24 protein-coding genes are annotated in these 24,714 nt (G+C 73.0%); 15 read left to right on the forward strand and 9 right to left on the reverse strand.

The genetic code is table 11. The annotated features are described in order from the left end of the window. Positions 1–6: 6 nt before the first annotated feature. Complete coding sequence (locus DJ476_RS34955) at positions 7–183, reverse strand: hypothetical protein (protein ID WP_019762097.1); 177 nt, start codon at positions 181–183, stop codon at positions 7–9. 498 nt (positions 184–681) lie between these two features. On the opposite strand from DJ476_RS34955, the gene DJ476_RS20835 reads away from it, so the two are divergent. The 5 genes from DJ476_RS20835 to DJ476_RS20855 all read left to right on the forward strand — a co-directional run bounded on the left by DJ476_RS20835 (position 682) and on the right by DJ476_RS20855 (position 5,499). Then, on the forward strand, positions 682–1,041 hold the full coding sequence (locus tag DJ476_RS20835) for a hypothetical protein (RefSeq protein ID WP_112491277.1): 360 nt from the start codon (positions 682–684) through the stop codon (positions 1,039–1,041). A gap of 231 nt (positions 1,042–1,272) precedes the next feature. After that, the gene (locus DJ476_RS20840) at positions 1,273–2,148 is read left to right on the forward strand and encodes a TatD family hydrolase (RefSeq protein WP_112491278.1); all 876 of its coding nucleotides are present in this window, start codon (positions 1,273–1,275) and stop codon (positions 2,146–2,148) included. Positions 2,149–2,345: 197 nt separating this feature from the next. After that, positions 2,346–3,728, forward strand: coding sequence for a ubiquitin-like domain-containing protein (locus DJ476_RS20845; RefSeq protein WP_404827524.1), 1,383 nt, complete (start codon positions 2,346–2,348; stop codon positions 3,726–3,728). Further along, entirely contained in the window at positions 3,725–4,597 is an 873-nt protein-coding gene (rsmA, locus tag DJ476_RS20850; protein ID WP_019761751.1) for a 16S rRNA (adenine(1518)-N(6)/adenine(1519)-N(6))-dimethyltransferase RsmA, read from the forward strand. Before DJ476_RS20845 ends, rsmA begins: the two co-directional genes overlap by 4 nt. Beyond that, on the forward strand, positions 4,594–5,499 hold the full coding sequence (locus DJ476_RS20855) for a 4-(cytidine 5'-diphospho)-2-C-methyl-D-erythritol kinase (protein WP_103421091.1): 906 nt from the start codon (positions 4,594–4,596) through the stop codon (positions 5,497–5,499). The genes rsmA and DJ476_RS20855 overlap by 4 nt, the downstream gene beginning before the upstream one ends. Before the next feature lie 23 nt (positions 5,500–5,522). On the opposite strand, the gene DJ476_RS20860 is transcribed toward DJ476_RS20855, so the two are convergent. Beyond that, positions 5,523–6,023 (reverse strand): DinB family protein, encoded by a 501-nt coding sequence (locus tag DJ476_RS20860; RefSeq protein WP_103421090.1) that lies wholly within the window; start codon positions 6,021–6,023, stop codon positions 5,523–5,525. A gap of 39 nt (positions 6,024–6,062) precedes the next feature. Beyond that, positions 6,063–6,731 (reverse strand): class I SAM-dependent methyltransferase, encoded by a 669-nt coding sequence (locus tag DJ476_RS20865; protein ID WP_103421089.1) that lies wholly within the window; start codon positions 6,729–6,731, stop codon positions 6,063–6,065. Positions 6,732–6,838: 107 nt separating this feature from the next. Between DJ476_RS20865 and DJ476_RS20870 the strand changes: the two genes are divergently transcribed. Next, the gene (locus tag DJ476_RS20870; RefSeq protein ID WP_318294757.1) at positions 6,839–7,561 is read left to right on the forward strand and encodes a helix-turn-helix domain-containing protein; all 723 of its coding nucleotides are present in this window, start codon (positions 6,839–6,841) and stop codon (positions 7,559–7,561) included. Positions 7,562–7,601: 40 nt separating this feature from the next. On the opposite strand, the gene DJ476_RS34595 is transcribed toward DJ476_RS20870, so the two are convergent. Together DJ476_RS34595 and DJ476_RS20875 are read right to left on the reverse strand one after the other, a co-directional pair. Then, the gene (locus DJ476_RS34595; protein ID WP_162638760.1) at positions 7,602–7,775 is read right to left on the reverse strand and encodes a hypothetical protein; all 174 of its coding nucleotides are present in this window, start codon (positions 7,773–7,775) and stop codon (positions 7,602–7,604) included. Further along, on the reverse strand, positions 7,772–8,332 hold the full coding sequence (locus tag DJ476_RS20875) for a hypothetical protein (protein WP_112491279.1): 561 nt from the start codon (positions 8,330–8,332) through the stop codon (positions 7,772–7,774). The genes DJ476_RS34595 and DJ476_RS20875 overlap by 4 nt, the downstream gene beginning before the upstream one ends. A 246-nt stretch (positions 8,333–8,578) precedes the next feature. On the opposite strand from DJ476_RS20875, the gene DJ476_RS20880 reads away from it, so the two are divergent. The 5 genes from DJ476_RS20880 (at position 8,579) to DJ476_RS20900 (ending at position 17,309) form a co-directional block, all read left to right on the forward strand. Then, positions 8,579–10,018 (forward strand): acyltransferase family protein, encoded by a 1,440-nt coding sequence (locus tag DJ476_RS20880; protein ID WP_112491280.1) that lies wholly within the window; start codon positions 8,579–8,581, stop codon positions 10,016–10,018. A gap of 86 nt (positions 10,019–10,104) precedes the next feature. After that, a complete protein-coding gene (locus DJ476_RS20885; RefSeq protein WP_112491281.1) occupies positions 10,105–11,928 on the forward strand; it encodes an ABC-F family ATP-binding cassette domain-containing protein in 1,824 nt (607 codons plus the stop codon). A 304-nt stretch (positions 11,929–12,232) separates the two neighbouring features. Next, positions 12,233–14,188: an outer membrane protein assembly factor BamB family protein gene (locus DJ476_RS20890; protein ID WP_167480394.1), complete on the forward strand. Its 1,956-nt coding sequence runs from the start codon at positions 12,233–12,235 to the stop codon at positions 14,186–14,188. Positions 14,189–14,249: 61 nt separating this feature from the next. Beyond that, positions 14,250–16,304, forward strand: coding sequence for an outer membrane protein assembly factor BamB family protein (locus DJ476_RS20895; RefSeq protein WP_112491283.1), 2,055 nt, complete (start codon positions 14,250–14,252; stop codon positions 16,302–16,304). Between the two features lie 252 nt (positions 16,305–16,556). Then, entirely contained in the window at positions 16,557–17,309 is a 753-nt protein-coding gene (locus DJ476_RS20900; RefSeq protein WP_103421083.1) for a response regulator transcription factor, read from the forward strand. Here the strand turns inward: DJ476_RS20900 and DJ476_RS20905 are convergent. Together DJ476_RS20905 and DJ476_RS20910 are read right to left on the reverse strand one after the other, a co-directional pair. Further along, on the reverse strand, positions 17,243–17,557 hold the full coding sequence (locus tag DJ476_RS20905; RefSeq protein WP_053560898.1) for a hypothetical protein: 315 nt from the start codon (positions 17,555–17,557) through the stop codon (positions 17,243–17,245). The two genes, DJ476_RS20900 and DJ476_RS20905, sit on opposite strands and share 67 nt — an antisense overlap. Before the next feature lie 27 nt (positions 17,558–17,584). After that, on the reverse strand, positions 17,585–19,255 hold the full coding sequence (locus tag DJ476_RS20910) for a sodium:solute symporter family protein (protein ID WP_103421082.1): 1,671 nt from the start codon (positions 19,253–19,255) through the stop codon (positions 17,585–17,587). A gap of 242 nt (positions 19,256–19,497) precedes the next feature. On the opposite strand from DJ476_RS20910, the gene galT reads away from it, so the two are divergent. Genes galT through galK form a run of 3 tightly spaced genes read left to right on the forward strand, consistent with a single transcriptional unit; the run spans position 19,498 to position 22,711 of the window. Continuing rightward, positions 19,498–20,541, forward strand: coding sequence for a galactose-1-phosphate uridylyltransferase (gene galT / locus DJ476_RS20915; protein ID WP_112491284.1), 1,044 nt, complete (start codon positions 19,498–19,500; stop codon positions 20,539–20,541). After that, a complete protein-coding gene (gene galE / locus DJ476_RS20920; protein ID WP_112491285.1) occupies positions 20,538–21,518 on the forward strand; it encodes a UDP-glucose 4-epimerase GalE in 981 nt (326 codons plus the stop codon). The genes galT and galE overlap by 4 nt, the downstream gene beginning before the upstream one ends. Beyond that, positions 21,515–22,711 (forward strand): galactokinase, encoded by a 1,197-nt coding sequence (gene galK, locus DJ476_RS20925; RefSeq protein ID WP_112491286.1) that lies wholly within the window; start codon positions 21,515–21,517, stop codon positions 22,709–22,711. The genes galE and galK overlap by 4 nt, the downstream gene beginning before the upstream one ends. A 23-nt stretch (positions 22,712–22,734) precedes the next feature. On the opposite strand, the gene DJ476_RS20930 is transcribed toward galK, so the two are convergent. Further along, complete coding sequence (locus DJ476_RS20930) at positions 22,735–23,178, reverse strand: GNAT family N-acetyltransferase (protein WP_103421079.1); 444 nt, start codon at positions 23,176–23,178, stop codon at positions 22,735–22,737. A 282-nt stretch (positions 23,179–23,460) separates the two neighbouring features. Between DJ476_RS20930 and DJ476_RS20935 the strand changes: the two genes are divergently transcribed. Then, positions 23,461–24,249, forward strand: a complete 789-nt coding sequence (locus DJ476_RS20935) for a LuxR C-terminal-related transcriptional regulator (protein WP_162638762.1) — start codon at positions 23,461–23,463, stop codon at positions 24,247–24,249. Here the strand turns inward: DJ476_RS20935 and DJ476_RS20940 are convergent. Continuing rightward, on the reverse strand, positions 24,208–24,705 hold the full coding sequence (locus tag DJ476_RS20940) for a MarR family winged helix-turn-helix transcriptional regulator (RefSeq protein ID WP_103421077.1): 498 nt from the start codon (positions 24,703–24,705) through the stop codon (positions 24,208–24,210). The two genes, DJ476_RS20935 and DJ476_RS20940, sit on opposite strands and share 42 nt — an antisense overlap. Positions 24,706–24,714 lie beyond the last annotated feature (9 nt).

A 24,714-nucleotide genomic window follows, 5' to 3' on the forward strand; every position in this document is an offset into this window, starting at 1 on the left:
CGACGTTCAGCCCTTCTTCGGGCGCGGGGTCGGAGGCGAAAGCAGCAGGGCGCCGCCGCCCGCGAGAAGCGCGAGGTAGGCGCATTCGCGGGTGTCGCGGTACACGCCGTCGATCTCGCCCGGGTTGAGTGCGGCGTCGAGGTCGAACTCGATGTCGGTGGCAGTGGTGTCCGTGGTGTACATGAGGTTGTTCCCCGTCCTGTGGGAAATGGGGTGGACGTAACGAGTGAAAAGGAGGAATGGAGGCTCCGCAAATCGGGAGCGGAAAGCTGTGGAAATCGACTATTCAATTGAATGGTGAATTCATGGGCCGAATGGGTGAGGGGGGTGGCGTAATCCGGGGAATTTCCGGGGGTGGCGCGGGGGTGGTGCGCGGGCGCATTCACTCCGGACGGCGGGGCGCGTGCGGGGGCGCTCGGCCGACCGCCGATCAGGAGCGCCCGGTCCGCCGGTCCTGGCCGTTCCGTCCGCCGGTCACGGGCTGTCCGTCGGGAGCCCTCCGGCGGGCCATGCGGCGGCAAAGGGCGGCAAAAGGAGGCCAAGAACGCATCAATAACGGCTCTGAACTGGTGCGTCAGCCCCCGCACGGGTGTCCACTGGAGGGGACGGGCCACCTGTTCGAACCCCTCGGGCGGGGAGGCCGTCCCCGGAGTGCCTGACCGGCGGACAAGAGGAGCGGGTATGAGCGAGATCGCAGCGACCACCGTCCACGAGGCGTACGCCTTCGCGTGCATGCGGTGCGGGTACGGCTGGGAGCAGTCCTACGAGATAGAGCACCACGTGGACCTCCACGGCCACGAGTTCGTCACCTACACGGCCGACGGCGAGCGCGTGCCGTCCCCGCTCTCCACCCCCACCTGCACCAACTGCGGCGGGCACGTGGTCCGCATCATGCGGGCCGGGCGCGTGGCCGATGTGCAGAAGCTGCTCCAGCGCCAGCACGGCCCCGCGCGCACGGCGGAGCCCGCCGGGCCCGTCGGCGCCGACACCGGGCCGGAGCGCCACCACTGGCGGCTGTCGGACCTGTTCCACCGCAGGTGAGACCTGGGGACGGTCGGCTGTCCGGGGACCGGGGCCGGTACGGGCCCGGGCCTGTTCGTGGTCCGGGTCCGGTTCCGGCCTGGCCCGGAGCCCGGCGTACGTGAGCCGGGCCCGGTGCCGCCGGTGGAGCGCCTCCCCGCGTGAGGACCGTGAGAGCGGTGAGGGCCCGGTCCTCGTACGCCGGCGGACCGGGCCCCTCGTACATCCATGGCCCCTCGTAGAGTCGTGCGCATGAGCCGTACCGAAGCCCCGCCGCTGCCCGAACCCCTCCGGGTCCCGGTCGCCGACTCCCACACCCACCTGGACATGCAGGACTCCACCGTCGAGGAGGCCCTCGCCCGGGCCGCCGCGGTGAACGTGACGACGGTGGTCCAGGTGGGCTGCGACGTGGCGGGCTCCCGCTGGGCCGCCGAGACCGCGGCCGCCCACCCCGCCGTCCACGCCTCGGTCGCCCTGCACCCCAACGAGGCCCCGCGCATCGTCCACGGGTACGTCGAGGGCGCCGCCGGGACCGCGCGGCAGGGGGCCCGGGAGCCCGGCGGCAAGGCCGCGCTGGACGACGCCCTCGCGGAGATCGACGCGCTGGCCGCCCTGGACCACGTGCGCGGGGTCGGGGAGACGGGCCTGGACTTCTTCCGTACGGGCCCCGAGGGCATCGCCGCCCAGGAGGAGTCCTTCCGGGCCCACATCGAGATCGCCAAGCGGCACGGCAAGGCCCTGGTCATCCACGACCGGGACGCCCACGCCGACGTCCTGCGGGTCCTCGCGGACGCGGGCGCCCCCGAGCGGACGGTGTTCCACTGCTACTCCGGCGACGCGGAGATGGCCGAGGTCTGCGCACGGGCCGGGTACTTCATGTCGTTCGCGGGCAACGTGACCTTCAAGAACGCGCAGCCGCTGCGCGACGCCCTCGCCGTGACCCCCATGGAGCTGGTGCTCGTCGAGACGGACGCGCCCTTCCTCACCCCCGCCCCGTACCGGGGACGGCCCAACGCCCCCTACCTCATTCCCGTCACGCTCCGCGCGATGGCCGGGGTCAAGGGGGTCGACGAGGACACCCTGGCCGCCGCGGTCTACGACAACACGGCACGCGCGTTCGACTTCTGAGGCCAGGAGAACCCTGCGGCAACTCTCCGTAGCCGTGTCGTTTTGATGCGTCACCGAAGCTCCGCTATCGTCCCCGCGCACGACGGGGGCAAGGGCGGATCTTCGGGAGCGGCGTGAGAACTTCGCAGGGCAGTCACCGGGCAGCGCGCGGCGGCGGTGGACGGGGTACGGCGACGGCGCCACCGACTGCCGCGCCCGTGGCGGCACCGCTCCCCGGCGCGCTCCACGACCGGTTCCACGACCGGTTCCGCGACCAGCCGACCGTGGCCGACGGACTCTCCGTGGCAGCCCCCGCCCACCCTGCCCCGGCCCCCTTTCACGCCCCGACGGCCGCCCAGGCCCACGCCCCGACCGTCGTCGACCTCCCGCTCGCCGTCGACCCTCCGCTCGCCGCCGGGCCCCCGTCCACCGTGCCCCGGCAGGGCCCCACCCGCGCCGAGGTCCGGCGGGCCGCCAAGCGCCGCCGGACCCCCGCCCCGAACCCCGAAAACCTGAAGCTCGCCCGTCTCGTCCCCCGGGCCCTCGTCGTCGCCTTCCTGGCCGGGGGCACCGCCGCGTTCGTCGCCCACGACAAGGCGGTCCGGCTGGACGTCGACGGCACGCCCCGCACCCTGCACACCTTCGCCGACGACGTCACCGAACTCCTGGCCGACGAGGGCGTCACCGTCGGCACCCACGACCGCGTCTCCCCGGCCCCCGGCACCGACCTGGCCCACGGCGACGAGGTCACCGTCCGCTACGGCCGCCCCCTCGACCTCACCCTCGACGGCCACCACCGCCGGGTCTGGACGACCGCCGGCACCGTGGAGGAGGCCCTCCGCGCCCTCGGGGTCCGTACCGAGGGCGCGTACCTCTCCGTCCCCCGCTCGGCCCCCGTCGCCCGCACCGGCCTCACCCTCACCGTCCGCACCGAACGCACCGTGACCTTCATGGCCGACGGCCAGGAGCGCACCCTGCGCACCAACGCCGCCACCGTCCACGAAGCCCTCGCCCAGGCGGGCATCACCCTGGAAGGGCTGGACACCACCTCCGTCGCCGCCACGAGCTTCCCCCGCGACGGGCAGACGGTCTCCGTCCTGCGGATCACCGACACCCACGAGGTGCGCGAGGAGAGCGTCCCGTACGCCGTCGAGCGCAGCGAGGACCCCGAGCTGTTCCGGGGCATCGAACGGGTGGAGCGGGCCGGGCGCAACGGCGTGCGCCGGGTCACGTACGCCGTCCGGACCGTCAACGGCGTACGGCAGAAGCCCCGCCGCACCGCCGAGGAACTGGTCCACCGGCCGGTCAGCCGCATCGTGCGCACCGGCACCCGCCAGCGCCCCGCCTCGGTCGCCGGGGCGGACGGGCTGAACTGGGCCGCGCTCGCCGCCTGCGAGTCCGGCGGGCGGCCGGGGGCGGTCGACCCGAGCGGGACGTACGGCGGGCTGTACCAGTTCGACACGCAGACCTGGCAGTCGCTCGGCGGCAGCGGGCGGCCCCAGGACGCGCCCGCCGCCGAGCAGACGTACCGGGCGAAGAAGCTGTACGTACAGCGGGGGGCGAGTCCGTGGCCGCACTGCGGCCGTAGGCTTACCGGGTGAGCAGCACAGAGCCCGACGCCCTCCTGGGCCCCGCAGACATCCGCGACCTGGCCGCGAAGCTGGGCGTACGCCCGACCAAGCAGCGCGGTCAGAACTTCGTCATCGACGCCAACACCGTCCGCCGCATCGTGCGCACCGCCGAGGTCCGCCCGGACGACGTGGTCGTCGAGGTCGGCCCCGGGCTCGGCTCGCTGACCCTGGCGCTGCTGGAGGCGGCGGACCGGGTGGTCGCGGTCGAGATCGACGACACCCTCGCGGCCGCGCTGCCCGCCACGGTGCAGGCCCGGATGCCGGAGCGCGCCGACCGCTTCGCCCTCGTCCACTCCGACGCGATGCTGGTCACCGAGCTGCCGGGCCCCGCGCCCACCGCGCTCGTCGCGAACCTCCCGTACAACGTGGCCGTGCCCGTCCTGCTCACCATGCTGGAGCGGTTCCCGAGCATCGAGCGGACCCTCGTCATGGTCCAGTCCGAGGTGGCCGACCGGCTCGCCGCCCGGCCGGGCAACAAGGTCTACGGCGTTCCGTCGGTGAAGGCCAACTGGTACGCGGAGGTCAAGCGCGCCGGGGCCATCGGCCGCAACGTCTTCTGGCCCGCCCCGAACGTCGACTCCGGACTCGTCTCGCTCGTCCGCCGCACCGAACCGCTCGCCACCAAGGCCTCCCGCGCCGAGGTCTTCGCCGTCGTGGACGCGGCCTTCGCCCAGCGCCGCAAGACGCTCCGGGCCGCCCTCTCCGGCTGGGCCGGGTCCGCGCCCGCCGCCGAGGCCGCACTGACCGCCGCCGGGATCTCGCCGCAGGCACGCGGGGAGTCGCTGACGGTGGAGGAGTTCGCGGCGATCGCGGAGCACAAGCCGGAGGAGTCCGCATGAGCGCCGCTGTCACCGTCCGCGTCCCCGCCAAGGTCAACGTGCAACTCGCCGTGGGCGCCGCCCGCGCGGACGGCTTCCACGACCTGGCCAACGTCTTCCTCGCCGTCGGCCTGTACGACGAGGTCACCGCGACCCCCGCCGACGAGCTGCGCACCACCTGCTCCGGCCCGGACGCCGCCCAGGTCCCGCTGGACGCCACCAACCTCGCCGCCCGCGCCGCCGTGGCCCTGGCCGAGCGGTACGGCATCACGCCCGCCGTCCACCTCCACATCGCCAAGGACATCCCGGTCGCGGGCGGCATGGCGGGCGGCAGCGCCGACGGGGCCGCCGCCCTGGTCGCCTGCGACGCGCTCTGGGGGACGGGCGCGAGCCGCGACGAGCTGCTGGCCATCTGCGCCGAGCTGGGCAGCGATGTGCCGTTCAGCCTGGTCGGCGGGGCCGCGCTCGGTACGGGACGCGGCGAGAAGCTGACCCCGATCGAGGTGGGCGGCACGTTCCACTGGGTCTTCGCGGTGGCGGACGGGGGTCTGTCGACGCCCGCGGTGTACGGGGAGTTCGACCGGCTCACGGCGGGGGTGGAGGTCCCCGAGCCGACCGCCTCGCCCGCGCTGCTTGCCGCCCTGCGCTCCGGCGACTCCGGCGCACTCGCGGGCGCCCTGAGCAACGACCTCCAGCCCGCCGCGCTCTCCCTGCGCCCCTCCCTCGCCGACACGCTGGCGGCGGGCACGGAGGCGGGGGCGCTGGCCGCCCTGGTCTCGGGGTCGGGGCCGACGACGGCGTTCCTGGTGGCGGACGAGCCGGCGGCCCGGAAGGTGGCCGACGCGCTGCTGGCCTCCGGGACCTGCCGCAACGCGCGGGTGGCTCCGGCGCCCGCGCGGGGCGCGCACGTGGTGACGGCCTGACCCCCTGAAGGGGAACGACCGGCTCAGCGGCCCGTCGTACCGTCGACCAGCTCGCGCAGGATGTCCGCGTGGCCCGCGTGCCGGCCGGTCTCCTCGACCATGTGGGTGAGCGCCCACCGGACGCTGGGCGCGGGCTTCCCCGGCCGGGCGCGGGGGAGCGGGGCGGCCGGGTCGGCGCACCCGTCGAGGACGGCGTTCGCGCGCTCGACCGCCGTACGGTAGCGGCCGACGACCTCGTCCACGGTGTCCTCCGGCGCGGCCCGGAACGTCCCCTGCCAGTCGGTGACCTCCTCCCCGAGGAAGAGCGCGCGCTCGACGTGCGTCAGGTGATGGAGCAGGCCGAGCAGGTTCGTCCCCGAGGCCACGGCGGCCGTGCGGACCGCCGGTTCCGGTGCGCCCTCCACCTTCGCGGCGACGGAGGTACGGAGGTAGTCGAGGAAGCCGCGCAGGGTCTCGGCCTCGGTGGTGCCGGTGCGGGGCGGCGGGGTGTCGCGACGGCGACGGGGGCGGGGGCCGGTTGTCATGGTGGGCCTCCTTCGCGGGATCGGCGGCGGTCGGGTGCGTCAGGCGCGTCCGGCGGCGCGGCGGACGACGATCAGGACGTGGTCGGTGACCTCGGCGGTGGTGCCGTCCGGCCCGGTCGCGGTGCGGCGCGGGGCGTCGGCCCGCTCGACCGTCCAGCCGGCGGGGTCGAGCGCCAGGCCCTCCGCGACCTCCCGCGGGCTCGGGAAGCGGACGCCGGGGTCCTGGTTCCACGACCACGGCGCGGTCGAACCGTGGTCGACGACCAGCAGCCGCCCGCCCGGCCGCAGCGCGTGGGCGGCCCGGCGCAGGACGGCCAACCGGTCCAGGTCGAACGGGGTGTGCAGATAGTGGGCGGTGACGAGGTCGAACCCGCCCGTGGAACCCTCGGGATCTTCGGGCGCTTCGGGGAAGGACGCGCCCAGGTCGTGCTGCTCGGCGGTGACCCGGCCGGCCAGGCCGTGCGAGCGGGCCAGGGCGTTCAGCCGCTCGACCGCCACGGCCGAGAGGTCGACGGCGGTGACGCGCCACCCCCGCCGGGCCAGCCACAGCGTGTCGCCGCCCTCCCCGCAGCCCAGCTCCAGCGCGTCACCGGGTGGCAGCTCCGCGACCGTCTCGGTGAGGCGGACGTTCGGCCGCGGGTCGGTGGCGGCGGGCCGGGCCGCGTAGATGCCGTCCCAGGTGGTGCGGGCGTCGGCGGTGGTGTTCATGGGCGGGCTCCTCGGGGCTGAGGCAGGGAACGAACGGGGTGCGCGTTCAGTCTTGCCAGGCCCGCCACCGACCGCACGGGATCTTGCCGTTCTGGCAAGATGCACGCATGAGTGGAGACGCGGACGGCAGCCAGGACAGCGGCAGTCAGGGCAGCGGCACTCAGGACACCGGCAGCCAGGACACCGGGAGCGAGAGCGGCCGAGGCGGCGGCCGGGAGAGCGGCCGGGGCAGCAGCAGCCGCGCGACGGACGACGTGCTCGACGCGGTCGGGCCCCGGCTCCGCGCGCTGCGCCGCCGACGCGGGATCACCCTCGCGGAGCTCGCGGCGGAGACCGGGATCTCGGAGAGCACCCTCTCCCGGCTGGAGAGCGGCCGCCGCCGGGCCACCCTGGAACTGCTGCTGCCGCTGGCCCGCCGTTACGACGTCCCGCTGGACGACCTCGTCGGCGCCCCGCGCACGGGTGATCCCCGGATCCATCTGAAGCCGGTCCGGCGGTTCGGCATGATCTTCGTGCCGCTCTCCCGGCGGCCGGGCGGCATCCACGCGTTCAAGATGATCATCCCGGCCCGCCCGGAGCCGCTCGCACCCACCCCGCAGACCCACGAGGGCCATGAGTGGGTCTACGTACTCAGCGGCCGGCTCCGGCTGGTCCTCGGCGACCGCGACCTGGTCCTGCCGCCCGGGGAGGCGGCCGAGTTCGACACGTCCCTGCCGCACTGGCTGGGCAGCGCGGACGGGGGCGCGGTCGAGCTGCTCATCCTGTTCGGCCCGCACGGGATGCGGGCGCACGTACGGGCCGACCCGACCGGGCCTGATCACCGGACCTGATCACCGGACCTGATCACCGGACCTGGCCAGGGGGACGCTCCTACTGCCAGCGGTACGGTCGGACGCTCGGGTCGTACGAGCAGGTGACCGTCGTCCCGTTGGTGGCCTTGAGGGTGCGCCCGCGGTCGGCCTTCGGGCAGAACTGGCCGTCGACGACGGGGTGGCCGTTGGAGGTGCAGGCGTACCCCTGCTTGCCGTCGGGGCAGGTGATCATCGAGCCGCCGACAGGCTTCGGCGCGGCCTTCTCGGGGCCGGGGCGGGAGCGGGGGCCTGCGTGGTGGGCACCGGCTTGGGCTTCGGCGCGGGCGGGGTGTAGGCCGGGTCGTTCTTCTGGTGCAGATAGCCGTTGAAGCTGGTCGTGCAGTCGCTGAAGTCCTCCGCGAGCTTGACGGTGACCGTGGTGGTGGCCGTGACCTTGGAACCGATCCGGGGGCTCGCGTCGCAGACGTACCAACCGTCGTGGTCCCGGGGGAGGGTGACGTCCTTGTGCTGGGCGGCGGACTTCAGGAGCGCGGTGGATATCTCCTGGCGGACCAGCTCGGCCTGCGCCTGCTCATAGGTCTGGCTGTGCAGGGCGGGCATGAGGGGCTCGGGCGTGGGAGTGGGGGTCGGGCTGGGGCTGGGCGTCTCCGTGGCTGTCGCCGTGGTGGCGGACGGGGACGGTGTCGCCGGGGCGCCGCTCTCGGCCTGGGTGGTGGAGCCGCCCGAGCACCCGGCCAGGGTGAGCAGACCGGCGAGGGCGACGGGGGCGAGGCGGCGAGGGATCCGCACGATGGTGGCACTCCGATTCAGGGGAACGGCGAACAGGGCTTACGCGTACGGGTGTTGACCCCGGCGTCCGCCCGGCCGTGCAGTGGCTTTTGGCCCTGTTTACGCCTCGGGTGGTGGCCTGTCCAGATCTACTCCCCGGTACGGAGAAAGCCCGTAGGGGCGCCCTGCCGCCATCTCGCGTACTCAGGCGCCGGATTGAGTACGTGCGCCCTCCCGCGCGCCCGCCCGCGCCGCGAACGTAGGGATATGGGATCAGCAGTTCGTGTACTCGCCGAGGCCACCCCCGCCACCCGGGACCGCTACGTCGACCTCCTCCGGGTCGGCTCGCTCGCCGTGGTCGTGCTCGGGCACTGGATGATGGCGGCGGTCACCCCGGACGGGGTCGGCAATCTCCTCGCCGTCGTCCCCGCGCTCCAGCCGCTGACCTGGCTGCTCCAGGTCATGCCGGTGTTCTTCTTCGTCGGCGGGTTCTCCCACGCGCTGTCGTACCGCTCGCTGCTGCGCAAGCGCCCGGAGGGCTCCGCCGCCTCCGCCTCAGCCGACTCCGCCACCTCCGCCGATTCCGTCTACGCGGCGTTCCTGCGGGCCCGGCTCCAGCGGCTGCTGCGCCCCACCATGGTCTTCGTGCTGGTCTGGGGCGTGGTCGCGCTCCTCGTCCAACTTCTGGGCGGGGGCGGTGGGTTGACCGGTGTGACGCTGCGGCTGGTGACCCAGCCGCTCTGGTTCATCGGGATCTACCTGGCGATGGTGGCGTTCACCCCGCCGCTGCTGAGGCTCCACGAACGGTACGGCTGGGGCGCCTTCGCGGGGCTGGCGGGCGCGGCGGCGGCCGTGGACGTGCTGCGGTTCGCGGGCGGGGTCCCGTACGTCGAGTTCCTGAACTTCGCCTTCGTCTGGCTCGCGGTGCACCAGCTCGGCTTCCTGCGCGCCGACGGCCGCCTGGGCGCGGGCTCGGCCTCCGGTACGGGCTCTGCCTCCGGCGCGGGCCTTGCCCCCAGCACAAGGCTCCGCTCCCTCCGTTCCCTCCGCGTCCCCGCCCTGCTCGCCGGGGGCGGGCTGATCGGGGCCGTGGTCCTGGTGACGGCCGGGCCCTACCCGCTCTCCATGGTCGGGATGCCCGGCGAGAAGGTCAGCAACATGGCCCCGCCGACCCTCGCCCTGCTGGCCCACGGGCTCTGGCTGGTCGGCGCGGTCGAGCTGCTCCGCGCCCCGGCCGCCCGCCTGCTGGCCCGCCCCCGCGCCTGGCGCACGGTGGTGGCCGCCAACGGGGTGGCGATGACCGCGTTCCTCTGGCACCTCACGGCGATGCTCGGGGTGTACGGGGCGCTGCTCGCCCTGGACGTCCCGCTCCCCGAACCGGCCACGGCCGCCTGGTGGGCCCAGACCCCACTGCGCCTGGCCGCCGCGGCTGCCCTCACCGCCGCCCTGGTCGCCGCTTTCCGCACCTTCGAGCACCCGGCGCCCCCGTCGGCCACCACCCCGGCCCCGGGCTCCGGCCCCTTGGCCGCCCTCGGTGCGACCCTCTGCCTGCTCGGCGTCCTCGGCCTCTCCATGGTCGGCCTCGGCGGCCTCCTTGAGGGCCGCACCGCCCTGCTGATCGCCATCCCGGTCTCCGCCCCGGCCGCCGTGGCGATGGCCCTGGGCGGCTGGCTCCTGGTGGAGAGGGCGGGGCGGGGGGCTCGCTAGGCAGGCGCCGCCCGGACCGTGCCACCGACCCCCCTCCGCCGCGCCGTACCCTGGGAGGGTCGATCAACCCCCTGGGCAGGAGTGAAATGGCCGTCAATCTGGTCAATGTCGAGCAGGTCAGCAAGGTGTACGGCACCCGTGCCCTGCTCGACGGCGTATCCCTCGGGGTCTCCGAGGGCGACCGGATCGGTGTCGTGGGCCGGAACGGGGACGGCAAGACCACCCTCATCCGGATGCTCGCCAAGCTGGAGGAGGCGGACAGCGGCCGCGTCACCCACAACGGGGGGCTGCGGCTCGGCGTGCTCACCCAGCACGACTCACTGGACCCCGAGGCCACCATCCGCCAGGAGGTCATCGGGGACCTGGCCGACCACGAGTGGGCCGGCAGCGCCAAGATCCGGGACGTGCTCACCGGGCTCTTCGGCGGCCTCGCCCTCCCGGGCTTCGAGCACGGGCTCGACACCGTCATCGCCCCGCTCTCCGGCGGCGAGCGCCGCCGTATCGCGCTGGCCAAGCTCCTCATCGAGGAGCAGGACCTGATCGTCCTGGACGAGCCCACCAACCACCTCGACGTCGAGGGCATCTCCTGGCTCGCCGGCCATCTGCGCGCCCGCCGCTCCGCCCTCGTCTGCGTCACCCACGACCGGTGGTTCCTCGACCAGGTCTGCACCCGCATGTGGGACGTCCAGCGCGGCACCGTCCACGAGTACGAGGGCGGCTACAGCGACTACGTCTTCGCCCGCGCCGAGCGGGAGCGCATCGCCGCCACCGAGGAGGCCAAGCGGCAGAACCTCATGCGCAAGGAGCTGGCCTGGCTGCGCCGCGGCGCCCCCGCCCGTACCTCCAAGCCGCGCTACCGCATCGAGGCCGCCAACGAGCTGATCGCCGACGTGCCGCCGCCGCGCGACACCAGCGAGCTGATGCGGTTCGCCAACGCCCGCCTCGGCAAGACCGTCTTCGACCTGGAGGACGTGACCGTCCAGGCCGGGCCCAAGACCCTCCTCACCCACCTCACCTGGCAGCTCGGCCCCGGCGACCGCATCGGCCTCGTCGGCGTCAACGGCGCGGGCAAGACCTCGCTGCTCCGCGCCCTCGCCGAGGCCGCCCGCACCCAGGGCGAAGAGCAGCCCGCCGCCGGGAAGATCGTCGTCGGCAAGACCGTCCGGCTCGCCTACCTCTCCCAGGAGGTCCACGAGCTGAACCCGAACCTCCGGGTCCTGGAGGCCGTCCAGCAGGTCCGCGACCGGGTCGACCTCGGCAAGGGCCGCGAGATGACGGCCGGGCAGCTCTGCGAGAAGTTCGGCTTCACCAAGGAGAAGCAGTGGACGCCCGTCGGGGACCTCTCCGGCGGTGAGCGCCGCCGCCTCCAGATCCTGCGGCTCCTGATGGACGAGCCCAACGTCCTCTTCCTCGACGAGCCCACCAACGACCTGGACATCGAGACCCTCACCCAGCTGGAGGACCTCCTCGACGGCTGGCCCGGGTCGATGATCGTGATCTCCCACGACCGGTTCTTCATCGAGCGCACCACCGACCGGGTCATGGCCCTCCTCGGTGACCGCGCCCTGCGGATGCTGCCGCGCGGCATCGACGAGTACCTGGAGCGCAGGCAGCGCATGGAGGAGGCGGCCACCCCCTCGGCCGCCCCCGCCCCCGCGCGTGAGGCCTCCGCCGCCCCGGCCGCCCCCGCGCTCTCCGCGCAGGAGGCCCGCGCCGCGAAGAAGGAGCTGCAGAAGGTGGAGCGGCAGCTCGACAAGATCTCGACCCGGGAGACCGCGCTGCACAAGCAGATCGCGGAGAACGCCACCGACTTCGAGAAGGTCGCCAAGCTCGACGCCGAACTCCGCGAACTCGTCACCGAGCGCGACGAGCTGGAGATGCGCTGGCTGGAGCTGGCCGAGGACGCCTGAGGGTCCGCCCGGCCGGGGGCCCGACCGAGGCTTCGGCCTCGGGCGGCCCCCGGCCGTCCTCGGTGACTGTTCGTCACCTCGGTCCGGTCGTAACGAGGGCATCACGACGCGGTTCTCCCTTGGGAACAGGGCATGGACCGATCCGGTGTTCGACGTCGGACGGGTGGTACAAAGAAGCCCCGCCCGACTGTCGTAACACCGCGGAAGCCATGCCCGATTCGCTCCTTTCCGAGGGGAATTGACCTCTTCGGAATCGCGGGGGAGACCGGATCGGACACCGGACCGCACGAAGGGGGACGTGCTGATGAGCCAGCCGCCCAGCCAGCAACCGCCGCAGGGGGGCTTCGGGGCTCCGCAGGAGCCGCCGCAGGGGACTCCTCAGCCGCCGCAGCCGCAGGACCAGCCGCCGGCCGCCCCGGCCGGTCCGCCCGCCCAGCCGCCGCAGGCCCCGGCCGGCCCGCCGCAGACGCCGCCCCCGGGCGACCCGGCGTACGGCTACCCGCAGGCGCCCCCGGCCCAGCCCGGCTACGGCTACCCCCAGGCACCGGGACAGGCTCCGGGCCAGGCGCCCGGGCAGGCTCCGGGCCAGGCCCCCGGCCCGTACGGTCAGGCTCCCGGTCCCTACGGTCAGCCGCCCTCCTCCCCGTACGGCCAGCAGCCCGCCACCGGCTACGGCCAGCAGCCCGGCCCCTACGGCCAGCCCGCCCCCGGCCCCTACGGTCAGCCCACGCAGCCCGGTTACGGCTATCCGCAGCAGCAGTACCCCGGCGCGCCCGCCCCCGGCGGGTCCGGAGGCTCCGGGCCCTTCCAGGGGAAGACCGGCATCCTCGCCGCCGCGGCCGTCGCCGTGGTCCTGCTCGTCGGCGCGGGCGCCTGGTACGTGGTGAGCGACAGCGGCGACGACCCCAAGAAGCCGGTCGCGGGCCCGAGCAGCGACCCCAAGGCGCCCGAGACGCCCAGCGCCTCCCCCACCGTGGACGAGGGCGACGGCACCGGAGGCGGCCGGGAGACCGACGACGACCTCAACGCCGGGCGCAAGCCGGGCGAGGCCAAGGTCGCCTGGCTCCAGAAGAACGACGTCGACCTGCCGCGCAACGGCGGCGAGATCTACGGCCCCTGGTACGTCGGTGACACCATGGTCACCGCCCTGTACCGGGGAGTCTCCGGCTACTCGGTCGCCGACGGCAAGAAGAAGTGGACCGTCGACCTCCCCGCCGACATCTGCGCCACCCCCAACACGGTCGCCCCCGACGGCAAGATCGTCATCGCCATCGAGAACGGCACCACGGACCGGTCCACCTGCTCCGTGCTGCAGATGATCGACCTCAACACCGGCAAGGCCGGCTGGAAGTCCGAGGTCAAGAAGGCCGGCGCCTTCGACCTGATCTCCGACATCGGGGTCGCGATCAGCGGGAACACGGTCACCGCCGGGCGGACCAGCTACTCCAGCGCGTACCGGGTCAGCGACGGCAAGGAGTTGTTCGGCACCCCGTCGGGCAACTGCAAGACCTTCGCCTTCGCGGGCGGCCCGAAGCTGATCGCCGCCGCCAACTGCCGTACCAGCGACACCGACAACCCGCAGCACGAGCTGCAGGAGCTCGACCCCACCAGCGGCAAGCCCAAGTGGACCTACAAGCCGCCGCGCGGCTGGGAGATCAAGAAGGTCTACTCGGTCAGCCCGCTCGTGGTCTCGCTCGACAACAAGAAGAAGAAGCAGTGGTCGATCGCCGCGTTCACCGACAGCGGCAAGCTCCGCTCCCAGATGAGCCCGGCCAAGGGTGACACGGTCGTCGCCAACTGCGGCGGTACGTTCGCGATCTTCGGCCAGAAGCTCGAAGGGTGCACCGGGGTCGTCGCCGACGGCGACACCTTCTACATGGCCACCAAGGCCGAGGGGTCCGGCTCCGCGCGCACCAACAAGGTCGTCGCCTTCGACCTGGACACGGGCAAGCCCAAGTGGACGGCGCCCGCCCCGTCCGAGCGCGCCGTGACCCCGGTCCGGGTGGACGGCGGCAAGCTGGTGCTCTACATGGAGCCGCGGTACGACAAGCCCGGCGCCATGCTCACGCTCCCGCCGTCCGGCGGCTCCACCAGCGTCCTGCTCCAGCACCCGGAGGGGACCAACCGGATCGAGAACAGCCTCTTCGGCGGGCAGACCGTCCGGTACGAGGACGGCCGCTCCTACCTCCTGCCCCGGCGGCTCAGCGGCCGCGACGACGGGGAGATGGAGCAGGCCACGGCGCTGGTGTTCTCCAAGTGACCGCCGCCCCGACTCCGTCCGCAACCCCCACACAACTCCCGTCTCCTGAGGTACGTACGCGATGACCCAGCCGCCGCAGCCCCCCAACGAGCCCCCCAACTCCGACGAGCCCCAGGGCCAGTCCCCGGGGCAGTCCTCGGACCAGTCCCAGGGCGGGTCCTCGGACCGGTCCCCGGCCCAGCCTCCGGCGGGCCCCCCGGCCGGTGCTCCCGCCGCCCCGCCCTCCGGCGGGTTCGGGGCTCCGCAGGACCCGCCGCCCGGTGGGTTCGGTGAGCCGACCCCGCCGCCCGCGGACCCCTTCACCAAGCAGCCGCCGCCCGCGGCCCCGCCCACCCCGCCGGCCGGCGGCTACGGCTCCCCGCCCACCCCGCCCGCCGGCGGCTACGGCACCCCGCAGCCCGGCTACCCCACCCCGCCGGCCCCGCAGCCCAACGGCTACGGCTACCCGCAGGCCGCCCAGCCCGGGTACGGCTACCCGCAGGGCGCCCCCGGCCAGCCGGGCGGATACCCGGGGCAGCCCGGTCAGCCCGGCTACCCGGCCCAGCCGGGCCAGCCGGGGTACCCGGGCGGCCAGCCCGGCTACGGCTACCCCACCCAGCCGATGTACGGCGCCCCGCAGCCCGGCCCGGGCGGCGACGGCAACGGCGGCAAGAAGTTCTCCACCCAGATGCAGATCATCGTCGCCGCGGCCGTCGCCGTGGTGCTGATCATCGGCGCGGCCGTCGTCTACAGCGTCACCAAGGACGACGGAGACAAGGGCAACCAGGCGTCCACCTCGTCCGGCGCCACGGGCGAGGGCAAGGACAACGAGGGCAAGGGCGGCGAAGGCGGTCTGCCCGGCGGCACCGAGAAGGCGCCCGGCAACACCAACGCCAAGGTCGCCTTCCAGGTCCTCCAGCCGGAGGTCACCCAGGTCACCTCGGTCAAGGGCTCCTGGCTCACCGACAAGGCGTACGTGAAGTCCGGCGCCTCCGAGGTCGTCGCCTACGACCGGGACAAGGGCACCAAGCTCTGGTCCGTGCCGGTGGCCGGCGAGGTCTGCGGCGCCTCCCGCCACCTGACCAAGGACCACCGGACGGCGATCCTCTTCAAGGAGGGCAAGCCGACCGCGGAGAAGAAGTACCCGGCGTGCAACCAGGTCGGCGTGGTCGACCTGGCGGCGGGCAAGCTGCTGTGGAGCAAGTCCGTCACCTCCGCCACCGGCGGCGACCGACCCGTCCAGTTCGACGAGGTCACCATCAGCGGGACCACCGTCGCCGCGGGCGGCACCTCGGGCGGCGCGGCCTTCAAGCTGGAGGACGGCGCCGAGCTGTGGAAGCCGAAGGTCGACGGCAACCGCTGCTACGACACCGGCTACGCCGGTGGCGAGGCCCTCGCCGTGGTGCGCAAGTGCGGCTCGTACGACAGCCCGCAGCTCTCCGTCCAGATGCTGAACCCGGCGACCGGCGCACCGCTCTCCTCGTTCGACATGCCCGCGGGCGTCGACTACGCCTCGGTCGTCTCCACCAAGCCGCTGGTCGTCGCGGCCAACGTCGGTGACACCGCGGGCGACGGCAGCGGCATCTCCGACTTCTTCTCGGTCGACGCGGCCACCGGCAAGCTGATCGTGCGGATCTCCGCCGACGCGGAGAAGTACGCGGCACGCTGCCGCACCACCGACGTCGAGAGCTGCCAGGGGCTGGCCGTCGGCAACAACCGGCTCTACCTGCCGACCGAGGACCACGACGGAACCGGCGAGTACGGCAAGACCAACGAGATCGTCGCCTTCGACCTGGCCACCGGCAAGCTGCTGGGCGGCCGGGCGGACGCGGGCGACCGCTACTCGCTGACCCCGCTGCGGATGGACGGCACCAGCGTCATCGCGTACAAGCGGCCCCCGTACGACAAGGGCGGCCAGATCGTCTCCATCGACGGCGAGACCTTCAAGCAGACGCTGCTGATGGAGAACCCGGCCGACGAGACGGTCCGGCGGGCGGAGACCAGCTTCTCCATCGACCACTCCGAAGTCCTCTACGGCGAGGGCCGGTTCTACCTGGCGAAGCAGCTCATCAGCGAGCGCCGCGACAGCCAGGCGGACGAGAAGCTCTACCTCTCGCTGGCCTTCCGCACCGAGTGACGCACCCTGCCGGGTGACACACCTGGCCCCTTCCGATCAGCCCTGCCGGACGGTCACCGTCCGGCAGGGCTGATCGTTTTCTGCCGTTTCCCCTGCTCAAGTGGGCCTGAACGGCGCAGAATTCGGCATACCGGGAGCCTTCTCCCCCGTACGGGGCACACATCGTCGAACAAGCGTGTAGCTTGCCGGGTCAAGAGCCCGGGGGCCGGAATCCAGGGCGAACAGGGGCACTTGGAGTGGGGGCCTTTCTCGATGAGCGTGCGGCTCATGGTGGTCGACGATCACCGCCTGCTCGCCGAGGCACTCGCCTCGGCGCTGAAACTGCGCGGGCACCGGGTGCTCGCGGCGGCCGCCCCGACGGCCGGGTCGGCGGAGCTGGTGGTCAGCAGGGCCCCGGAGGTCTGCCTCTTCGGTACGGCATCGCCCGCCGCCCCCGGGGTCTTCGACCCGATCGTGCGCATCGTCCAGGAGCGCCCCCAGGTGGCGGTGGTGGTGCTGGGCCCGGTGCCGAGCCCGCGCGGGATAGCGGCGGCCTTCGCGGCCGGGGCGGCGGGGTACGTCCGGCACGACGAGCGCATCGAGGGCGTGGAGCGGGCGATGCTGAAGGCGCGGGCGGGGGAGAGCGCCATCGCCCCGCAGCTCCTGCGCGGTGCCTTCGCGGAGCTGCTCAACCCGGCGGTCCAGCCCGACGACGAGGGCCGCCGGCTGCTGCGGATGCTGACCCCGCGCGAGGCGGAGGTCCTGGTCCGGGTGGCCGAGGGCGAGGACACCCGGGTGATCGCCGCCGGGATGCGGATCGCGCCGAGCACCGCCCGTACGCACGTCCAGCGGGTCCTGATGAAGCTGGGCGTCGGCTCCCGGCTGGAGGCGGCCGCCCTCGCCGCCCGCACCGGCCTGCTGGACCGGGCGGCGGGCGACAAGGGCACCGCCCACAACGGCTACGCCCCTGAACCCGGGCCCTCTTCAGGCCCCTCCGCCTCCGGGGCGGGCGCGGCCGGTGCCTGAGCCGGGCGCAGCTTCATCCAGGCCAGGAAGAACAGGCCGAGCGCCAGCATCGCCAGCCCGGTCCAGAGGTTGATGTGGACGCCCTCGGCCTTCGCCAGGTCGGCGTCGGACGGGCTGATCCCGGCGAGCGTGACGATCACGCCGTAGACGACGAACAGGCCGCCGATGATCCGCCGGATGTCGAAGAGCCGGGCCGCGGTGGCGGACCTGCGCTCCAGCTCGGAGACTTCCTTCTGCAGGTCGGACATGGTGGGTTCCTCCGATCGGAACGCGTATCAGAACGAGTACGGGACGTAGCACAGGGCGGCGAGCACGATCGCGCCCCAGCCGAGCAGCGCGGGCTTGCGGTACCAGGCCCGGTCCGCCTCCTCCAGCGCCTCGTCGGGGCTCGGGGACTCGGTCCCGTACACCAGACCGGCCAGCTCGGCCTCGGGCTTCGGGGCGGTGAAGAGCGTGACGACCACCATGACGACGGCCCCCGCGACGAAGCCGACGATCGCGGAGACGAAGTTGGCGCCCTGGTCGGACGGGATGTCGATGACCCCGCCCTTGTAGATCCAGAAGTAGTTGACCATCGCGGCGGCGGTACCGGCCACCAGACCCCAGACACCGGACTTCACGGAAGCCCTCTTCCAGAACATCCCCAGTATGAAGACAACGAACATCGGCACGTTGAAGAACGAGAACAGCGTCTGCAGATAGCTCATGATGTTCGAGAAGCTGGCGGCGATGAACGCCGTGCCGATCGAGGCCAGTACGCCGATCGCCGTGATCAGCCGCCCGAACTTCAGGTAGTACGTGTCCGGACGGTCCTTCACCACGTACCGCTGCCAGATGTCCGTCGTGAACACCGTGTTGAACGAGGAGACGTTGGCCGCCATCCCCGCCATGAACGCGGCGAGCAGACCGGTCACGGCGATGCCGAGTACGCCGTTGGGCAGCAGCTCCTGCATGAGCAGCGGGATCGCGTCGTTGTACGTGAGGTCGGAGTCCGGGGTGCCGATCTGCGGGACGATCACGGCGGCGACCAGGCCGGGGATCATCACCGCGAAGACGATGAAGATCTTCGGGAAGGCGGCGATCAGCGGGGTGCGCTTGGCGGCGGAGAGGTTCTTGGCGGAGAGGGCGCGCTGCACCTCGGCGAAGTTCGTCGTCCAGTAGCCGAAGGAGAGCACGAAGCCGAGGCCGAGGATGATCGTCAGCCAGTTGGCGCCCAGCGGGTTGGCGTCACCGATGCCGGTGCCGCCCCAGGCGGTCATGAAGTCGCCGCCGTGCTGCTTGGTCAGCGACTCGCTCATGGCGCCCCAGCCGCCGACCCGCTTGAGGCCGAGCACGGTGATCGGGATCAGCGCGGCGAGGATGACGAAGAACTGGAGCACCTCGTTGTAGATCGCCGAGGAGAGGCCGCCGATGGTGATGTAGACCAGCACGAACAGGCCCGCGACGACGATCGCGACCCACTGCGGCCAGCCGAGGAGCGCCTCCACGACGATCGACAGGGCGTAGAGGTTGACGCCCGCGATGAGGATCGCCGCGAAGGCGAAGAGTATGGAGCTCAGCAGGTGGGCGGACCTGTCGAACCGCTGGAGCAGGAACTCCGGTACGGAACGGACCTTGGACCGGTAGTAGAACGGCATCATCACCAGGCCGAGGAAGACCATGGCCGGGATGGCGCCGATCCAGTACCAGTGGACCACCGCGACGCCGTACTGCGCGCCGGTCGCCGCCATGCCGAGGATCTCGGTGGCGCCGAGATTCGCCGCGACGAAGGCGAGACCGGTCACCCAGGCGGGCAGCGACCGTCCGGAGAGGAAGAAGTCGAGGCTCGTCCTCACACTCGCACGGGCCATGAACCCGATGCCGAGAACGACGACGAAGTAGATCGCCAGGATGGCGTAGTCGAGCCCGTTCGTGGGGAGACGGAGCCCTTCGGCCAGTGTCTGCATGGGGGGTACTCGCTTCGTTGCGCGAACTGAACCCGACGGAACCTACGCCTCTGCGTTCGTTAAATGAACAGTTTCGTTGAGGTTCTTTGTTTGATCGTGATCGAACGCGGGGGAATGCCCGAGTATGCCGCGTCTGGTGGGTGCCGGGCGCCCTCGTGCCGCGCGTGGCCATTGACGAGAGTGTTCGCTCGTGATTTGTTATGTGCGCTTATGTTGACTGGGGGAACGGGTGGAGGATCCTGGTGAAGAAGACGGTTACGCGCCTGGCCGACGGCCGTGAGCTGATCTACTACGACTCCGTCGACAGCACCGTCCGGAACGCGGTCGACCGGCGCCCGCTCGACGCCGTCTCCACCTCCTCGGAGATCCGCCACGACCCGCTGCTCGGGGACGCGGTCGCCATCGCCTCGCACCGCCAGGGCCGCACCTACCATCCGCCCGCCGACGCCTGCCCGCTCTGCCCCACCCGGGACGGCCGCCTCAGCGAGATCCCCGACAACCACTACGACGTCGCCGTCTTCGAGAACCGCTTCCCCTCCCTCGCCGGGGACTCCGGCCGTTGCGAGGTCGTCTGCTTCACCTCCGACCACGAGGCGTCCTTCGCCGACCTCACCGAGGAGCAAGCGGCGCTCGTCCTCGCCGCCTGGACCGACCGCACCGCCGCCCTGGGCGCCCTCGACCAGGTCACCCAGGTCTTCTGCTTCGAGAACCGCGGCGCCGAGATCGGCGTCACCCTCGGCCACCCCCACGGCCAGATCTACGGCTACCCCTTCGTCACCCCGCGCACCGAGCTGATGCTCCGCTCCGCCGCCCGCCACCGCGCGGAGCACGGCGGCAACCTCTTCGACGACGTGGTCGCCCGCGAGGAGAAGGACGGCAGCCGGATCGTCCTCGCCACCGACGACTGGATCGCCCATGTCCCGTACGCCGCGCACTGGCCCTACGAGGTCCACCTCCACCCCCGCCGTCGCGTCCCCGACCTGATCGCGCTGGACGAGGCCGCGCGGGCCGAGTTCCCCCGGGTCTACCTGGAGCTGCTGCGCCGCTTCGACCGGATCTTCGGCCCCGGTGAGCCGCCGACCCCGTACATCTCCGCCTGGCACCAGGCGCCGTTCGGGATCGCGGGCCGGGAGGAGTTCGCGCTGCATCTGGAGCTTTTCACCATCCGCCGTACATCCGGCAGACTGAAGTTCCTGGCGGGCTCCGAATCGGGCATGGGCGTGTTCATCAACGACGTGCCTCCGGAGGCCGCTGCCCAACGTCTGCGAGAGGTAGCGAGCACGTGAGCAACCCGAAGAAGAAGTACCTGGTCACCGGCGGCGCCGGCTACGTCGGCAGCGTGGTCGCCCAGCACCTGCTGGAGGCCGGGCACGCGGTGACCGTCCTGGACGACCTCTCCACCGGTTTCCGCGAGGGCGTCCCGGCAGGTGCCACCTTCATCGAGGGCCGCATCCAGGACGCCGCCCGCCACCTCGACCCCTCCTTCGACGGCGTCCTGCACTTCGCCGCCTTCTCACAGGTCGGAGAGTCCGTCGTGGACCCCGAGAAGTACTGGGTCAACAACGTCGGCGGCACCACCGCCCTCCTCGCCGCCATGCGCGAGCACGGGGTGCGCACGCTCGTCTTCTCCTCCACCGCCGCCACCTACGGCGAGCCGGTCTCCAGCCCCATCACCGAGACCGACCCCACCGCTCCCACCAGCCCCTACGGCGCCTCCAAGCTCGCCGTCGACCACATGATCAGCGGCGAGGCCACCGCCCACGGCCTGGCCGCCGTCTCGCTGCGCTACTTCAACGTCGCCGGGGCGTACGGCAGCTGTGGCGAGCGCCACACCCCCGAGTCCCACCTCATCCCGCTCGTCCTCCAGGTCGCCCTCGGCAAGCGCGAGTCGATCTCCGTCTTCGGTGACGACTACCCCACCCCCGACGGCACCTGCGTCCGCGACTACATCCACGTCGCGGACCTCGCCGAGGCCCACCTCCTCGCCCTGGACGCCGCCGCCCCCGGCGAGCACCTGATCTGCAACCTCGGCAACGGCAACGGCTTCTCCGTGCGGGAGGTCATCGAGACCGTCCGCAAGGTCACCGGCCACCCGATCCCCGAGACCCCGGCCCCGCGCCGCGGCGGCGACCCCGCCGTCCTCGTCGCCTCCGCCGCCACCGCCATCGAACGCCTGGACTGGCAGCCCTCCCGCGCCGACCTGGCCGGAATCGTCGCCGACGCCTGGGAGTTCGCCCGCCGACAGGAGACCACCACCGCATGACCGCAACCGCCGGTCCGTCGAACGAGTACGGGCAGGGGACCGAGCCGTCCGCCACCTTCACCACGCTGTACGGGGCCGAGCCCCACGGGGTGTGGGCGGCACCGGGGCGGGTGAACCTCATCGGTGAGTACACCGACTTCAACGACGGCTTCGTCATGCCGCTCGCCCTCCCGCACGCCGCCCGCGCCGCCGTCGCCCCGCGCACGGACGGCGTGCTGCGGCTGTACTCCACCGACGTGCCCGGCGGCGTCGTCTCGCTCCGCGTCGACGAACTGGCCCCCCACTCCGGCCACGGCTGGGCCGCCTACCCGGCGGGCGTGGTCTGGGCGCTGCGCGCGGCCGGCCACCCGGTGACCGGCGCGGACATCGCCCTGGCCTCCACCGTCCCCACCGGCGCCGGGCTCTCCTCCTCCGCCGCCCTGGAGACCGTCACCGCGCTCGCGCTCAACGACCTGTTCCACCTCGGCCTGAGCGGACCCGAACTGGCCGTCGTCGGCCGCCGCGCCGAGAACGACTTCGTCGGCGTGCCCTGCGGGATCATGGACCAGATGGCGTCGGCCTGCTGCACCGAGGGCCACGCCCTCCACCTGGACACCCGCGACCTCACCCTGCGCCAGGTCCCCTTCGACCTGGCCGCCCAGGGCCTCACGCTCCTGGTCGTCGACACCCGGGTCAAGCACGCGCTCGGGGACGGGGCGTACGCGGAGCGCCGGGCGGGCTGCGAGGAGGGCGCCCGGCTGCTGGACATCCCCGCCCTGCGGGACCTCCCGTACGGAGACCTCCCCACGGCCCTCGCCACGCTCGCCGGTGCCGGGGCGGACGAGTCCGTCGTCCGTTACGTACGCCATGTCGTCACCGACAACCAGCGGGTGGAGCAGGTCATCGCCCTGCTCGACGCGGGCGAGGTGCGGGCGGCGGGCCCGGTCCTGAACGAGGGCCACCGCTCGCTCCGGGACGATCTGCGGGTCTCCTGCCCCGAGTTGGACCTCGCGGTCGCGGCGGCCCAGGAGGCCGGGGCGCTCGGCGCGCGCATGACCGGGGGCGGCTTCGGCGGCTCCGCGATCGTGCTGGCGGAGGCGGCGGAGGCCGACGCGGTGGCCGGGGCCGTCACCAAGGCGTTCGCCGCGGCGGGCCACGCGGCGCCGGGCGTCTTCGCCGCCGTCCCGTCCGCCGGAGCCCGCCGCCTCAGCTGAACTTCACTTCCTGTGTGGGGAGTTCAGGCCAGCCGCTTGGTGAGGATGAACTCCGTGACGCCCGGCGGATAGTCCTCCACCCGGCCGATCTCCTCGTACCCCTGCTTCCGGTAGAACTCCGGGGCCTGGAAGTCCCAGGTCTCCAACCGGGAGCGGGTGCAGGCCCGTTCGGTGCGGGCCACCCGCTCGGCCTCGGCCAGCAGCCGCGAACCGAGGCCGGACCCACGGTGGCGGGCGTCCACCCAGAGCAGGTCGACATGGAGCCAGTACGCCCAGGTCCGCCCGGTCAGCCCGCCCGCGAGCGCGCCGTCCCGGTCCAACGCCCACACCTCCAGCGGGACTTCGTGCTCGGCGGGGGTGGAGAGCAGGGCCCGCAGCCCGGCCGAGGCCGCGACGTTGTCCTCCTGGAGCCGCTTGCTCAGCAGCCGGTGACGTTCTTTGTCCACTTCTGTCTCAAGACGGAACATGCACCCCACCCTAAACACGCGGGGAGCCACCCCGGGCCATCAGTTCCGCGAATTCCCCTCCGCCCGAGGCCCCCGCCCGTACGCTGATCCCAGCACCGGTGGGGGCCGGTGCCGAATCAGGGGGCGAGAGAGTCGGGTACGGCGCCCGGGACGGGGTGGCAGGCGGTGCGGACGACGGCGGTCGGCGCACCCGGGTCCACCGGCAGGGACGGCCAGGGGGCCGTCGCCAAGGTTCCGGGCGCCGTACCCGCGGCTGTCCGCCCCGCCGATGGGGGTCTCTCTGTGGCTCGAATCCGGGTTCTGGTGGTCGACGACCACCGCATCTTCGCCGAATCGCTCGCGGCGGCCCTCGCGGCCGAACCGGATGTGGAGGTGGCGGCGGCGGGCAGCGGCCCGGCCGCCCTGCGCGCCCTGGAGCGGGCCGCCGCCGAGGTGCGCCCGTACGACGTGATCCTGGTCGACGCCGAGCTGGGCGCCCTCGCCCCCGGTGGCGGGGCTCCGGCCCTCCCGCCGCCCCGGCAGGAGGAGCCCGGGGCGGTCGACGGGATCGCGCTGGTCGCCCAGGTCCGCGCCGCCCGGCCGGGGGTCCGCTCGGTGGTGCTCGCGGAGAAGGACGACCCCCGGTGCGCCGCCCGCGCGCTCCAGGCGGGGGCCTCGGGGTGGGTGGCCAAGGACTGCTCGCTGCAGCGGCTGCTCACGGTGGTCCGGGGGGTGCTGCGCGACGAGACGCATCTGCCGCCCGCCCTGCTGACCGGGGTGCTGCGGGAGCTGACGGCGACCCGTAAGCACCGCACCGAGAGCCAGCAGCTGGTGGAGTCCCTGACCCCGCGCGAGCGCGAGGTGCTGCGCTGCATGGTGGCGGGTCTGGGGCGGAAGGCAGTGGCCGAGCGGCTGTTCCTCTCCCCGCACACGGTCCGTACGCACATGCAGAACGTGCTGGGCAAGCTCGGGGTGCACTCGACGCTGGCCGCCGTGGCGCTGGCCCGGCGGGCGGGGGTCGGCCCGGCGGAGCCGGTGGCGCCGGCCCGGCTAGCCGGGGATGTTGTCGAACGGGGCAGTCAACTGGCGTAGCAGATCGGCCAGTTCGCCGCGCTGGTGGCGGGACAGCTCGCCGAGGATGGCCCGCTCCTGGTCGAGCAGCCCGGCCAGCGACTGGTCGGCCTTGTCACGCCCCTCGGCGGTCAGCCGGACGAGCACCCCGCGCCGGTCGTTCGGGTCGGGCAGCCGCTCGACCAGGTTCTTCTTGGTCAGCCGGTCGATCCGGTTGGTCATGGTGCCCGAGGTGACCAGGGTCTGGGTGAGCAGCTGGCCGGGGGAGAGCTGGTACGGGGGGCCGGCCCGGCGCAGCGAGGTGAGGACGTCGAACTCCCACGGCTCCAGGTGGTGCTCCGCGAACGCTATGCGGCGGGCCCGGTCGAGGTGGCGTGCCAGGCGGGAGACGCGGCTGAGCACCTCGAGTGGTTCCACGTCGAGGTCGGGGCGCTCGCGGCGCCATGCAGCGACCAGTCGGTCGACCTCGTCCTCCATGTCGATCAG

It is taken from the genome of Streptomyces bacillaris (assembly GCF_003268675.1).
Lineage (GTDB): Bacteria > Actinomycetota > Actinomycetes > Streptomycetales > Streptomycetaceae > Streptomyces > Streptomyces bacillaris.